Consider the following 12,053-nt stretch of genomic DNA (forward strand, 5'->3'; position numbering starts at 1 on the left):
CGGTCGCTGTGGAGGACCTGGCGGTGAAGGGACTCGCCCGCACGCGCCTGGCCAAGTCCGTGCACGACGCCGGGTGGTCGCAGTTCGTGACCATGTTGGAGTACAAGGCCGCCCGTTACGGGCGTGCCTTCCACCGGATACGCCGCTTCGAGCCGACCTCGCAGGTGTGCTCGACCTGTGGCGTCAAGGACGGCCCCAAGCCCCTCAATGTCCGGGAGTGGACCTGTGGGGCGTGCGGGACTGTCCTGGACCGGGATGTCAACGCGGCGGTCAACGTCGCCAAGGCCGCCGGACTGGCGGTATCAGCCTGTGGAGCGCAGGTGAGACCGGTACTCGTGCCGGCGCAGCGCGGTGAAGCAGGAACCCACCCGAAGCCGTACCGGGCAACGGTGCGACAGGCGGGAATCACTCGCCTTTAGGCGGGTGAGGATGTCAAGAGCGGTAGTTGCACTGACCACGGACGACAGCGTCGACACCATCGCCTCGGCCGCGGGCATGGGCACGGCGACGGCACTGCGCCGCCACTTCCACCGCACGATCGGCGTGCCGCCGGATGCCTACCGCCGCTCCTTCCGGGAGTGAGGCCGCGGTCCCCACCCGACCGCGTGACCGGCAACCGGCCATCGACTGCCGGACGCTCGCCCGCCTCCGCGGATTCACGGACGCACAACTGGTCCGGGCCCGACGGCCCGTAGCGAGTGCCGCTCCCTCGCCGCCGGTCTCGATGCGCGATGGCCGGTCGGTCTGCGCAACCGGTGCGGTCCGGTGCGTGAGGCAGGCGTCATTCGACGAGGGCGGCCCGGTAGGCGGTGATCACCAGTTGGACACGGTCACGGGCGGCGAGTTTGGTGAGCAGGTGGCCGACGTGGGTCTTGACCGTGCCGGTGCTGACGCCCAGCTGCTCGGCGATCTCGGTGTTGGTGAGCCCGCGGCCGATCAGCGTCAGGACCTCCAGTTCCCGCCCGGTGACGGCGCGCAGGACCCGCTGCCGCTCGCCGCCCTCGGGCGCGGCCGCCGGTTCCGTGGGCCGGGCGGCGAAGGCGCGGATCAGCCGGCGGGTGACGCTCGGGGCGAGCAGGGCCTCCCCGGCGGCGACCACCCGGATCGCGGCCAGCAGGTCCTCGGGCGGGGTGGACTTCAGCAGGAAGCCGGAGGCACCGGCGCGCAGCGCCCCGTAGATGTATTCGTCGAGGTCGAAGGTGGTCAGGACGAGGATCCGTACGTTGCTCTCGGCGGTGATCTGCCGGGTGGCCGCCAGGCCGTCGGTGCCCGGCATCCGGATGTCCATCAGCACGACGTCCGGGTGCCGGGCGCGGGCCAGTCGGACGGCCTGGGCGCCGTCGGCGGCCTCGCCGACCACCGTGAAGCCGTCGGCCGCGGCGACGATCCCGGCCAGTCCGGCTCGGACGAGTGCCTGGTCGTCGGCGACCACGACCCGGATCGGCGGGGCACAGGGCTGCTCGGGCGCCGTCATGACGCTGCCCCTGCCAGTGGCAGCACGGCCCGGACCCGGAAGCCCCCGCCCGGCAGCGCTCCGGCCTCCAGCCGGCCCCGGTAGAGCCCGACCCGCTCGGCCATTCCCGCCAGGCCGTGCCCGCCACCGGTCCCAACCGACGTGCCGCGCCCGGCGTCGGTCACCTCCAGCACCAGCTGTTCCTCCTCGTACGCCACGTCCACCCGGGCCGAGTCGGTGTGCGCGTGTTTGACCACGTTGGTCAGCGCCTCCTGGACGATCCGGAACGCCGACAGCTCGACGCCGTCCGGCAGCGGCCGCACCCGGCCGCCCACCCGCAGCCCGACCCGCACCCCGGCCTCCGCACTGCTCGCCACCAGCCGTTCCAGATCGGCCAGCCGGGGCGCGGGCGCCAGCTCCCCGGTCACCGTTCCACGCAGGACGGTGAGCAGACCGCGCATCTCCACCATCGCGTCCCGGCTCACCGTCTCGATCGTGGCCAGCGCCTGCTCGGCCTTCGCCCGGTCCTGCCCGATCACGAAGCGGCCGTAGCCCGCCTGGACGTTGACCACGCTCATGCTGTGCGCGATCACGTCGTGCAGCTCCCGGGCCAGCCGGATCCGCTCCTCGGCGAGCTCGGTCTTGGCCAGGCCCACCTGGTGGCGGCGCACCTCCACGCCGTACGCGCGGTAGCGGGCCGCCGCGCTGCCCAGCGCCCAGGCGGTGACGATCGCCAGCGCGGCGAAGACCAGGTTGTTCCACAGCTCCCGCGAGCCGAACTCGCTCAGCCCGGCGCCCAGCAGCCCGAGCGCCAGCGCGGCCGCGCCGGCCCGCGGCGCTCCGAGCGCCGCGATCAGGTAGACGGACATCGCGGCGGCGAGCACGACCTGGAACCCGGCCAGGTTGGCGATGGTCAACTGCCCGGCCACCGCCACGACCACCACCCAGGCGGCGAACACCACCCCTGCCGTGGCCACCGGCGCGAGCCGCCGCAAGCCCGCCGCCGCGCCGACGACGACCACACACGCGAGCACCGTCACCAGCTCGGCCGTGGTCGGCTCGGCGTAGCCCCGGTGGTGCGGATCGAACACCCGGTGGGCGTCCAGCACCCGCAGCCAGGTGATCACGGTCAGGGCCAGTGAGACCGTCAGGTCGACCGCCACCCAGTGACCCGGGCGCAGCCTTCTGGTCACCGGCGGGTGCGGGGTGTCGGGCATTTCCCCAGGCTAACGGCGGCCCGCCGTCGAGACATCGCCCCACAGGCCTACGACCACGGGCAGAGGCCGGCCCCTGTCGGGTGCCGGGATTCCGCCCACGGTGGGAAGCCCGGACCCAGGTGCGGACGGGAGCGTGGAGGCACGCCACGAGAAAGGCACGACGATGATCGAGGTACGCGACCTCACCAAACGTTACGGCGGCGCCCTCGCCGTGGACGGACTCACGTTCACCGTCCACCCCGGGCAGGTCACCGGCTTCCTCGGGCCGAACGGCTCGGGCAAGTCCACCACCCTGCGGATGATCCTGGGCCTGGACACCCCGGCCAGAGGACAGGCCACCGTCAACGGCCACCCGTACACCTCGCTGCGCCACCCGCTGCGCGAGGTCGGCGCGCTGCTGGACGCGGCGGCCGTCCATCCCGCCCGCTCCGCCCACCACCACCTGCTCGGCCTCGCCGTCACCAACGGCATCGGCCCCCGCCGGGTCCGCGAGGTGCTGGAACTCACCGGTCTGGCGACGGCGGCCCGCCGCCGGGCCGGGCGCTTCTCGCTCGGCATGAAACAGCGCCTGGGCATCGCCGCCGCCCTCCTCGGCGACCCGGCCGTCCTCCTGCTCGACGAACCCGTCAACGGCCTGGACCCGCAAGGCGTCCAGTGGATCCGCACCCTCCTGCGCGACCTCGCCGCCGAAGGACGAACCGTCCTGCTCTCCTCACACCTGATGAGCGAAACGGCCCTCACCGCCGACCACCTGGTGATCATCGGTCGCGGACGACTCGTCGCCGACTGCCCGACCGCCGACTTCCTCGCCGAGAACGCCCGCACCGACGTCCTGGTGCGCTGCGCCCGTCCGGCAGAGCTGGCCCGGCTGCTGCGCGCGGCCGGGGCCTCCTTCGTCGGCGAGGAACCCGCAGGAGCGCTGGCCGTCGTCGGCCTGGAGCCGGCCGTCATCGGCGAACTGGCCGCCGACCACGGCATCCGCGTTCACGAACTCACCGTCCGGCACGCCTCGTTGGAACAGGCGTTCATGGACGCCACCGGCGGCACGGTCGACTGCCGCGCCACCTCCACTTCTCCCGGAAAGAGGACCGCATGACCACCGCTCCGACCACCCGAGGCGCCCTGGCCGGGGAATGGGTCAAGCTGCGCAGCGTCCGCGCAACCCCGCTCGCCGCAGCCGTCGCGCTGGCCGCCGCGCTGTTCATCGGCCTGATCGACTACGCCGGCGCGGCCGGCAACTGGGACACCTGGAATGCCGCGCAACGCGAGCGCTTCGACCCCGTCCGTTACGGCTTCTCCGGCGGCTTCTACGTCGCCGTCCTGGCCATCGGCACCCTGGGAACCCTGGCCGCCTCCAGCGAGTACACCACGGGCCAGATCCGCACCACCCTCGTGGCCGTGCCCCGGCGCGGCCAGCTGCTCGCCGCCAAAGCCCTGGTGGTCGGCGGCGTGTCGGCCCTGCTCGGACAGCTGCTGGCCTTCCTGACCTTCCTGCTCGGCCAGCGCGCCCTGGCCGCCAAGCACCTCGCGGTCTCGCTCGGCGCCCCGGGCGTGACCCGCGCCGTCGTCGGCTGCGGCGTCTTCCTGTCCGTCTTCGCCCTGCTCGGCCTCGCGCTTGGTTTCCTCCTGCGCCACACAGCGGGCGCGGTCGCTGCCCTGTTCGGCCTCTTCTTCCTCTCCCCGGTGCTGCTGGCACCGCTCGGCGACGAGGTGTCCCGGTTCGGACTGCAGAGTGTCTTCGAAGGCCTCGGCACCACGGTCGCCTCAGCAGGCGCCGACCGCCTCGGCCCGGCCGGCTGCTTCGCCGCTCTGGCCGGCTACCTCGCCGTCGCCTTCACCCTGGCCGCCCTCAGCCTGACCCGCCGGGACGCCTGACACCCGTCTTCTCGGTCACCGGGGCCCGCATGAGGACGGCGAGCCGGGCGGGACGGCGCCGGGCGAAGTCGGCGTCCGTGGCGGTCCGGCGGGTGGGGCGGATCATCGCGGTCGGGCTCCTGGCCGGTCGGGGAGGGTCAGCCGAGGGTGCTGACGACGGTCTTCGTCGCCTCGGCGATCAGGGCGTCGTCGGAGGCGGCGCCCGCCCTGCCGCGGTCGGACAGGACGACGACCACGATCGGGCTGCGCCCGCCCGACGGCCACGCCACGGCGACGTCGTTGCGGGTCCCGTAGCCCGCGTTGCCGGTCTTGTCGCCGATCTTCCAGTCGGCGGGCACCCCCGCGCGGACGTACGGGCCGCCGGTCGTGTTGCCGACCAGCCAGTCCGTCAGCAGCCCGCGTCGGTCCTCCGCGAGGGTGTCGCCGAGGACGTAGCGGCGCAGGTCGGTGGCGAGGACGCGCGGCGTGCTGGTGTCGCGGGTGTCGCCCGGGGTCGCCTCGTTGAGGGTGGGTTCGGTGCGGTCGACGCTGGTGGTGGAGTCGCCCAGGTCGCGCAGGGACTGCTGGACGGCCGCCGGGCCGCCGAGTTCGGCGGTGACGAGGTTGGCCGCGGTGTTGTCGCTGTACTGGATGGAGGCGGCGGCCAGGTCCCGCAGCTTCATGCCGGTGGCCACGTGCTGCGAGGTGATCGGTGCCCACGTCAGCACGTCCTCCTGGCGGTAGGAGACGACCTTGTCCAGGTCCGCGTCGGACGCCTTCCGCAGCAGGGCCCCGGCGGCGAGCGACTTGATCGTGGACGCGAACGCGAACCGCTCGTCGGCCCGGTGGGTGACCTCCCGGCCGTTGCCGGTGTCCACCGCGAACACGCCGAGCCGGGCGCCGAACTGTTGCTCAAGCGCCGCGAAGGAGGCGTCCGCCGAGTCGGTCGCGGGCGCCCGCGTCGCCGTCGCGCCGGGTGCCGGTGCCGTCGAGACGCTGCTCGCCCGGCCGCACCCGCCGATCAGTGCGGCCACGAGCAGGGCCACGGCGGGCAGCGCGGTGCGGGGGCGGTGAAGGTCGGGCGTCATCGGTGGTCTCCCAGGTGGTTCGTGCCGTCGCGGCCGTGCCGTCGCGCTCAGCTAAACAGGCCGCCGACTCCCCAGTCCAAGAGTGCAATCGTGAAGTGGGCGATAAGAAAACACCTATGATTGCTGCCCATGGACCTGCTGGGGCACCTCCGCCACTTCCGCGCCGTCGCCGAGGAACGGCACTTCGGCCGCGCCGCCGAGCGCCTGCGGATCGCCCAGCCCTCGCTCTCCCAGCGGATCCAGCGCCTCGAACGCGAACTCGGCGTGACCCTGTTCGACCGCGGCCCGCGCGGTGTCGACCTCACCCCGGCGGGCCGGCTGCTGCTCGCCGAGGCCGAGGAAACGCTGGACAGCGCCGCCCGCCTCCTCGCCACCGCCGCCGACCTGCGCAGCGGACGGGCCGGCACCCTGCGCGCGGCCGTCCCGCCCGAACTCGGGCCGGCCACCCTGGCCGCGCTGCTCACCGGCTTCGAGACCGCCTCCCCAGGCACCCGGCTCGAACTGCGGGAACTGCCGGTCGCGGCCGTGGTGCGCGAGCTCGCCCAGCACACCGTCGACGTCGCCGTCGTCCGCCACCCCTGCCCGGCCGACGGACTGGCCTTCGGCCCCGTCCTGCACCAGCCGCTCGGCGTCCTGCTCGCCGCCCGCAGTCCGTACGCCGACCGCCCGCAGCTCGCGGTGGCCGAACTGATCGGTCTGCGCCTGGTCCTCTTCCCACGCGCCACGGCCCCGGCCCTGTACGACGAGGTGCTCACCGCGCTGACCAGGCACGGCTGCACCCCCGAGGCCGTCGTCGACCCGCCGGGACCGGACGTCGCGGGCGCGCTCGTGCTCACCGGCAGCGCCGTCGCCCTGGTGCCGCGCACCGCGCCACCACCGGGTACAGTCTGGCGTCCGCTGACCGGCACCCCGCTGGCCTGGCGGACCTCCACGGCCTGGCCGGCCGGGCGGGGCCGGCCCGCCGTCCGGCTGTTCGCGCAGGCCGCCCACGAGGCGCTGACCGGACCGGGCGGCCTGCTGCCCCAGCCGCCCAACCGCCCGCTCTACCCCCGGCCCGCAATGGAGTTCCCGCTGTGACCAGCGACCGCCCGAGAGCCGACCGCACGGCTGCCGACCGGCCCCCGCACAACCGGGCCGCGCGCACCCGCATCGCCGCGGCCTTCGCCGACGCGGGCGTCACCGGCTGGCTGCACGCGCGCGACCTCGACACCGGCGCCGAGATCGGCCTCGGCGCCGACACCGCCGTCAGCACCGCCAGCGTCCACAAGGTCTGCCTGCTCGTGACGCTGTACCGCGAGGCCGCCGCCGGGCGGATCGACCTGACCCGGCAGGTCGACGTCCCCGCCGCCGGCCGCACCCCCGGGGGGACCGGCCTCGCCGCCATGCTCGACGCCGCCCGCCTGTCCCTTCGCGACCTCGCCTACCTCACCGTGGCCGTCAGCGACAACACCGCCGCCGACGCCCTGTGGGACGAGATCGGCCTCGACACCGTCAACCGCACCATGGCCGACCTCGGCCTGAGCCGCACCGTCGCCGTCCACAAGCTCCGCGATCTCATCGCCGCCCTCGCCGAGGACACCGGCCCGGACTCCCCGGTCGACCCCGCCGTCGTCGCCCGCCTCAGGGTCCTTGACCCCGCCTTCACCAACCACAGCACCCCCCGCGACATGACCACCCTGCTCGCCGCCCTCTGGCACGGCGACGCCTGCCCCGGCGACCACGGCGCCGCCCTGCGACGCCTCCTCGGCCTCCAGGTCTGGCCGCACCGCCTGGCCTCCGGCTTCCCCTTCGACGACGTCCGCGTCCACGGCAAGACCGGCACCCTTCCCACGCTGCGCCACGAGGTCGGCGTCGTCGAATACCCCGACGGCGGCCGCTACGCCCTCGCCGTCTTCACCCGCGCGGCCGCCACCACCATCACCCTGCCCGCCGCCGACGCCGCCATCGGAACCACCGCCCGCCTCGCCGTCGACGCCCTCCGGGCGCGGGCGGCAACGAGCGGGACGGGCTGACGGGGGCCGGGCCGGGGCGAAACCGTGATGCCGCGACCACCCCCGGCATGCCCACCAAGGCCCCGCCGCTACCGCCGCTACCGCCGCCACCGCGCCGGCCATGGCGGCCGTGCGCGCGGAACTCGCGGGACGGCGAACTGGCCGAGGCCGAGGCCGGGTTCGGGCTTGCCGCCTGGCAGGTGGAAGAGGTCGCGGCCGGGGGTGCGGGCGGCCGGCAGCCGGCCCTCGTCGAGGTGGACCCGGGCGACCTTCTCGATGACCTGGGTCATGCGGCGGTGGGGGCGCCCGCGACGCGGCGCTCGCCGCCGTTGCGCTCCTGCCAGAGGCGGTACACCTCGACGGCGTCCTCGCGCTCCTCGTGGCGCATCGGCAGTCGGCGTTCCTGCCAGGGCTTGGCGAACTCGCCGTAGAAGGTGTCGAGTTCGAAGTACTTGCGGTCGTCGACGTAGTGGGGCTCGTAGGCGTCGCGGGTGGTGAGGAAGACGACCTCGTCCGGGGAGCAGTAGTACAGCGAGCCCAGGCACATCGGGCAGGGGTGGGCGAGCACGTAGATGGTGGTGCCGGTCAGGTGCTCGGTGCCCAGCTTCGTACAGGCCTCGCGGATGGCGAGGATCTCCGCGTGCGCGGTCGGGTCGCTGGTCTGGGCGACCCTGTTGGGACTCTCGGCGAGGATCTCGCCGTCCTTGACGATGACGGTCGCGAACGGGCGGCCGCCCTCGGCGACGTTTTGGCGGGCGAGGTCGATGGTGCGCTGGGCGAAGTCCATGAGGGGCCTCCGGGGTGGGAGAGGGGGACGGGCGGGCCGGGTGTTCCCGGCCCGCCCCTGGTGGCGTCCGATGGGGGCGGTGCCGGGTCAGAAGGGCTTGGTCGGCAGGTACTTGCCGTCGAGGGTGATGACGGCGCGCTCGCCGCCCTCGGGGTCGGCGACCTTCTTCACGTCGAGCTTGAAGTTGATCGCGGAGATGATGCCGTCGCCGAACTCCTCGTGGACCAGGGCCTTGAGGGTGGTGCCGTAGACCTGGAGCATCTCGTAGAAGCGGTACATGGTCGGGTCGGTCGGGATGCGGTTGGGCATCGAGCCGCGGACCGGGATGGTCTGGAGCAGCAGGGCGGCGTCCTCACCGAGGCCGAGCAGCTCGGCGACGGCGTTGGCGGACTTCTCGGGCAGCGGGTGCTGGCCGAGGACGGCGGCGGTGGTGAAGGCGACCGACAGGCCGGAGGCTTCGGCGATCTGCTTCCAGGAGAGGTTCTTGCGGGCCTTCGCGTCGACGGCGGCGTCGGCCAGCGCCTCGCGGGCGCTCTGGTTGAACTGGGTCTGCACCATGACGGATGCGCTCCTTGTACGGGGATGGGGAGGGGCCCACGCCACCCGGAGACGGTGTGGGCGACGTGGGGGAATGCGGGAGTGGAGTGTGGCGGTCAGGCCGCGAGCACAGGGGCGGTCAGGTTCTCGACGCGGCCGGTGGGGATGTCGTAGACCCAGCCGTGCAGGGCGGTCCTCCCCTCCGCCAGGGCCTTGGCGACCGAGGGGTGGGTGGCCAGGTTCGCCAGCTGGGCGAGCACGTTCTGCCGTACCAGGGCCGGAACGTCGCCGGCGGCGGTGCGGGCCACCGAGGCGTCCGCGTGCCGCAGCCAGTCGGCGACCGCCGGGGCGCGGCTGAGGTCGTGGCCCTCGGCGAGGGCGGTCATCGCGCCGCACGCGGAGTGACCGCAGACGACGATGTCCTTCACGCCCAGGGCGGCGACGGCGTACTCGATGCTCGCCGCGACGCCGTCCGCTCCGGGGGTGTGGGCGGGAACCAGGTTGCCGGCGGTGCGGATGACGAACAGGTCACCGGGCTCGGTGCCGGTGATCAGCTCGGGGACGACGCGAGCGTCGGAACAGCTGATGAACAGCGTGTCGGGGGTGTGGTTCGTCGCGAGGTGGGCGAAGAGCTCCGCCTTGGCCGGGAAGACGTCCCTCTGGAAGCGGGCGACGCCCTCGGTGAGGTCCTGCACTGGTCACTCCTCTCGGTGGTGATCGGCCCTTGTGGGCTGGTGAGATCCACCATGCATGACCAGCATCCATAGCGTCCAAGAGTCACTGACCATAGGTGTGATTGGTCGTGTCTATAGTGGCGTTCATGGCTCAAGTCGAACTCCGTCACCTGCGCTACCTGCTCGCCGTGGCCGAACACGGCAACTTCACCCGCGCCGCCGAGGACCTGCACATCTCCCAGCCCACGCTCTCCCAGCAGATCAAACAGCTGGAGAAGACCGTGGGCGTGCAGTTGTTGGACCGCACCGGCCGCACGGTGCGGCCCACCGACGCCGGCGCGGTCTACACCGACCACGCCCGCCGCGCGCTGCGCGACCTGGCCGCCGCCGAACGCGCCGTCCATGACGTCCAGGACCTCTCCCGCGGCCACCTGCGCCTGGGCGTCACCCCCACCTTCACCGCCTACCTGGTCGGCCCGCTCACCGCCGAGCTCCACGCCCGCCACCCCGGCATCGGCCTCACCCTGGTGGAGACGACCCAGGACCGCATCGAGGCGGCCCTGCTCGCCGACGACCTCGACCTCGGCATCGCCTTCGCCGGCCCCCGCCAGCCCGGCATCACCGCCACCGCCCTGTTCACCGAGACCCTCACCCTCGTCACCGGCGCCCACCACCCCGCCGCCGGCCGCGTCGGCCCGCTACCCGTGCGGGACCTCGCCGACGAGCAACTCGCCCTGCTCAGCGGCGACTTCGCCACCCGAGGCCACATCGACGAATACTTCACCCGGTACCGGACCGCCCCGCGCATCACGGTCGAGGCCAACTCCATCAAGGCCCTCACCGAGATCGTCCAACGCACCGACCTGGCCACCGTCCTGCCCGACGCCATCACCGACGACCAGCCCCTCCTGGCCCCCGTTCCCCTCGACCCGCCCCTGCCCACCCGCACCGTCACCCTCCTGCGTCGCACGGACGCCTACGAAAGCGCGGCCACCGGCGCCTTCAGCCACCTCGCCCACGACCTCGTCCACGCACGCGGCTACACACCGCCTCAGTGAACGCCGGGCGAACCGTTCTTGTGGGGGAGCCGGGAACTGGCGGCGCTGGAGGTCTCCGGCCCGTGCACCGCCCCCCGCGGCGCCAACGCCGGCCTCGGCACCCTCGACACCACCCGCAGCTGGCAGCGCCGGAGGTCGACGCGAACACCGACGGCACCGTGCGGCTCGCCGACGGCTGCACCCAGCCGCTCACCCTCACCGCCCCCGCCGCCGACGGCGGCGCCGTCACCGCCAAGACCGACGACCCGGCCAATGCCTACCAGAAGTGGAAGGCCACCGAGAACACCTTGATGCCCCGTCCGAACTGGTGGGTTCTAGCGATCCCCGCAACGCCCTGGAGTTCAGGGAGTTGCGGGGATCGTGGATTTCGAGGTGCTGAAGGAGAGGTTCTTCGAGGCGCTGGACCAGGAGAACGGCAGTGTCACAGGGGCTGCCCGGGCGGTCGGGGTGAACCGTCACACGGCGGCCTCGTGGGCTCGAAAGGCCGGTGTCCGTGGCCGTGGCAAGCCCGGCAGGGGTGGGCATCCGGGACGGGCGGAGTACGAACGGCTGCGTGCGGCCGGAGTCCGGCGCCGCGACGCCGCCGCGCAGGCCGGCGTCCACGAGCGCACCGCTGAGGACTGGGACCAGGGCATCCGGCAGATCGGCCACTCGCGCCTGCACGCAGACGGCCGCCTGATCGACTACACGACCGGTGTGACCACCATCGTTGCTGCCACGTCGGAGCCGTCCGTTGGCGCGATCGAGGCCGAGCTGCACCCCCGGTTCCTCACCGTGGCCGAGCGGGAGTTGATCGCCGACATGCGCCGTGAGGGCCGCTCGTTGCGCGCGATCGGACGGGCACTCGGACGGCCGGCCTCCACTGTCAAGCGTGAGATCGACGCCCGTTCGGTCGACGGCGTCTACCGGCCGCACCAAGCCCAGCGGGCATGGGCGAAGAGCCGGTCGCGCCCCAAGGACTCCAAGCTCGCCCGGGAAGGGGCGCTGCGCGACTTCGTCGCGGGCAGGCTCCGGGAACGCTGGTCGCCCGAGCAGATCTGCCACGCTCTGCTCATCGAGTTCCCCGACGACGAGGGCATGCGGGTGAGTCCGGAGACGATCTACCAGGCGGTCTACGTCCAGGCCCGTGGCGGACTGCGCCGCGAGGTCGCACTCGCGCTGCGCACCGGGCGCACTCGCCGCAAGCCGCACCGCAGTGCGGAGCAGCGCACGCGGCGGTTCGTCGACGAGATGGTGATGATCTCCGAGCGCCCGGCCGAGGCCGAGGACCGCGCGGTGCCCGGGCACTGGGAGGGTGACCGTGCGACACGAAGTCGCACGAATTTGAGTGGACTGACCGATTGGAGAGGCGGCTGATGGTGGGGCCGTAGGTGCAGTCACGGGTCCGTGTCCGT

At 73.3% G+C, this 12,053-nt stretch carries 13 protein-coding genes and 2 pseudogenes; 8 read left to right on the plus strand and 7 right to left on the minus strand.

The window, feature by feature from the left end; all coding sequences use genetic code 11:
- On the plus strand, positions 1-419 hold a 419-nt coding region (locus AB0O11_RS38055; protein WP_363396819.1), incomplete at its 5' end, for an RNA-guided endonuclease TnpB family protein.
- A pseudogene (locus AB0O11_RS38060) lies at positions 418-582 on the plus strand (helix-turn-helix domain-containing protein); the annotation flags it as partial. The gene AB0O11_RS38055 and the pseudogene AB0O11_RS38060, both read left to right, overlap by 2 nt.
- A 199-nt stretch (positions 583-781) precedes the next feature.
- Here AB0O11_RS38060 and AB0O11_RS38065 read toward each other — a convergent pair.
- Positions 782-1,474 (minus strand): response regulator transcription factor, encoded by a 693-nt coding sequence (locus AB0O11_RS38065; protein WP_363396822.1) that lies wholly within the window; start codon positions 1,472-1,474, stop codon positions 782-784.
- The gene (locus tag AB0O11_RS38070) at positions 1,471-2,670 is read right to left on the minus strand and encodes a histidine kinase (protein ID WP_363396825.1); all 1,200 of its coding nucleotides are present in this window, start codon (positions 2,668-2,670) and stop codon (positions 1,471-1,473) included. The genes AB0O11_RS38065 and AB0O11_RS38070 overlap by 4 nt, the downstream gene beginning before the upstream one ends.
- Positions 2,671-2,833: 163 nt before the next feature.
- On the opposite strand from AB0O11_RS38070, the gene AB0O11_RS38075 reads away from it, so the two are divergent.
- Both AB0O11_RS38075 and AB0O11_RS38080 read left to right on the plus strand, forming a co-directional pair.
- Positions 2,834-3,766: an ATP-binding cassette domain-containing protein gene (locus AB0O11_RS38075; RefSeq protein WP_363396828.1), complete on the plus strand. Its 933-nt coding sequence runs from the start codon at positions 2,834-2,836 to the stop codon at positions 3,764-3,766.
- A complete protein-coding gene (locus tag AB0O11_RS38080; RefSeq protein WP_363396831.1) occupies positions 3,763-4,545 on the plus strand; it encodes an ABC transporter permease in 783 nt (260 codons plus the stop codon). Before AB0O11_RS38075 ends, AB0O11_RS38080 begins: the two co-directional genes overlap by 4 nt.
- 137 nt (positions 4,546-4,682) lie before the next feature.
- Here the strand turns inward: AB0O11_RS38080 and bla are convergent, their stop codons facing one another.
- Entirely contained in the window at positions 4,683-5,612 is a 930-nt protein-coding gene (gene bla / locus AB0O11_RS38085) for a class A beta-lactamase (protein WP_363396834.1), read from the minus strand.
- Positions 5,613-5,741: 129 nt separating this feature from the next.
- Here bla and AB0O11_RS38090 point away from each other — a divergent pair, with 129 nt between their 5' ends.
- On the plus strand, positions 5,742-6,689 hold the full coding sequence (locus tag AB0O11_RS38090) for a LysR substrate-binding domain-containing protein (protein WP_363396837.1): 948 nt from the start codon (positions 5,742-5,744) through the stop codon (positions 6,687-6,689).
- 71 nt (positions 6,690-6,760) lie between these two features.
- Positions 6,761-7,624, plus strand: a complete 864-nt coding sequence (locus AB0O11_RS38095) for a serine hydrolase (protein WP_363396855.1) — start codon at positions 6,761-6,763, stop codon at positions 7,622-7,624.
- A gap of 77 nt (positions 7,625-7,701) precedes the next feature.
- Here AB0O11_RS38095 and AB0O11_RS38100 read toward each other — a convergent pair whose 3' ends face one another.
- From AB0O11_RS38100 to AB0O11_RS38115, 4 genes are all read right to left on the minus strand, one after another.
- Positions 7,702-7,893, minus strand: coding sequence for a hypothetical protein (locus AB0O11_RS38100; protein WP_363396840.1), 192 nt, complete (start codon positions 7,891-7,893; stop codon positions 7,702-7,704).
- Entirely contained in the window at positions 7,890-8,390 is a 501-nt protein-coding gene (locus tag AB0O11_RS38105) for a nucleoside deaminase (RefSeq protein WP_363396843.1), read from the minus strand. The genes AB0O11_RS38100 and AB0O11_RS38105 overlap by 4 nt, the downstream gene beginning before the upstream one ends.
- A gap of 87 nt (positions 8,391-8,477) precedes the next feature.
- Positions 8,478-8,948, minus strand: coding sequence for a cyanase (gene cynS, locus AB0O11_RS38110; protein WP_363396846.1), 471 nt, complete (start codon positions 8,946-8,948; stop codon positions 8,478-8,480).
- Between the two features lie 95 nt (positions 8,949-9,043).
- Positions 9,044-9,622, minus strand: a complete 579-nt coding sequence (locus tag AB0O11_RS38115; protein WP_363396849.1) for a carbonic anhydrase — start codon at positions 9,620-9,622, stop codon at positions 9,044-9,046.
- Positions 9,623-9,747: 125 nt separating this feature from the next.
- Between AB0O11_RS38115 and cynR the strand changes: the two genes are divergently transcribed.
- Together cynR and AB0O11_RS38125 are read left to right on the plus strand one after the other, a co-directional pair.
- Positions 9,748-10,659: a transcriptional regulator CynR gene (gene cynR / locus AB0O11_RS38120; RefSeq protein WP_363396852.1), complete on the plus strand. Its 912-nt coding sequence runs from the start codon at positions 9,748-9,750 to the stop codon at positions 10,657-10,659.
- A 549-nt stretch (positions 10,660-11,208) separates the two neighbouring features.
- A pseudogene (locus tag AB0O11_RS38125) lies at positions 11,209-11,958 on the plus strand (IS30 family transposase); the annotation flags it as partial.
- Positions 11,959-12,053: the final 95 nt, after the last annotated feature.

This window comes from Kitasatospora sp. NPDC093102, assembly GCF_040683915.1.
Taxonomy (GTDB): domain Bacteria; phylum Actinomycetota; class Actinomycetes; order Streptomycetales; family Streptomycetaceae; genus Kitasatospora.

What these genes read in the sequence shown, in the direction of transcription:
- AB0O11_RS38065 (WP_363396822.1), bottom strand. Translation starts at nt 1,474, where the DNA reads ATGACGGCGCCCGAGCAGCCCTGTGCCCCGCCGATCCGGGTCGTGGTC.
- AB0O11_RS38070 (WP_363396825.1), bottom strand. Translation starts at nt 2,670, where the DNA reads ATGCCCGACACCCCGCACCCGCCGGTGACCAGAAGGCTGCGCCCGGGT.
- AB0O11_RS38075 (WP_363396828.1), top strand. Translation starts at nt 2,834, where the DNA reads ATGATCGAGGTACGCGACCTCACCAAACGTTACGGCGGCGCCCTCGCC.
- AB0O11_RS38080 (WP_363396831.1), top strand. Translation starts at nt 3,763, where the DNA reads ATGACCACCGCTCCGACCACCCGAGGCGCCCTGGCCGGGGAATGGGTC.
- bla (WP_363396834.1), bottom strand. Translation starts at nt 5,612, where the DNA reads ATGACGCCCGACCTTCACCGCCCCCGCACCGCGCTGCCCGCCGTGGCC.
- AB0O11_RS38090 (WP_363396837.1), top strand. Translation starts at nt 5,742, where the DNA reads ATGGACCTGCTGGGGCACCTCCGCCACTTCCGCGCCGTCGCCGAGGAA.
- AB0O11_RS38100 (WP_363396840.1), bottom strand. Translation starts at nt 7,893, where the DNA reads ATGACCCAGGTCATCGAGAAGGTCGCCCGGGTCCACCTCGACGAGGGC.
- AB0O11_RS38105 (WP_363396843.1), bottom strand. Translation starts at nt 8,390, where the DNA reads ATGGACTTCGCCCAGCGCACCATCGACCTCGCCCGCCAAAACGTCGCC.
- cynS (WP_363396846.1), bottom strand. Translation starts at nt 8,948, where the DNA reads ATGGTGCAGACCCAGTTCAACCAGAGCGCCCGCGAGGCGCTGGCCGAC.
- cynR (WP_363396852.1), top strand. Translation starts at nt 9,748, where the DNA reads ATGGCTCAAGTCGAACTCCGTCACCTGCGCTACCTGCTCGCCGTGGCC.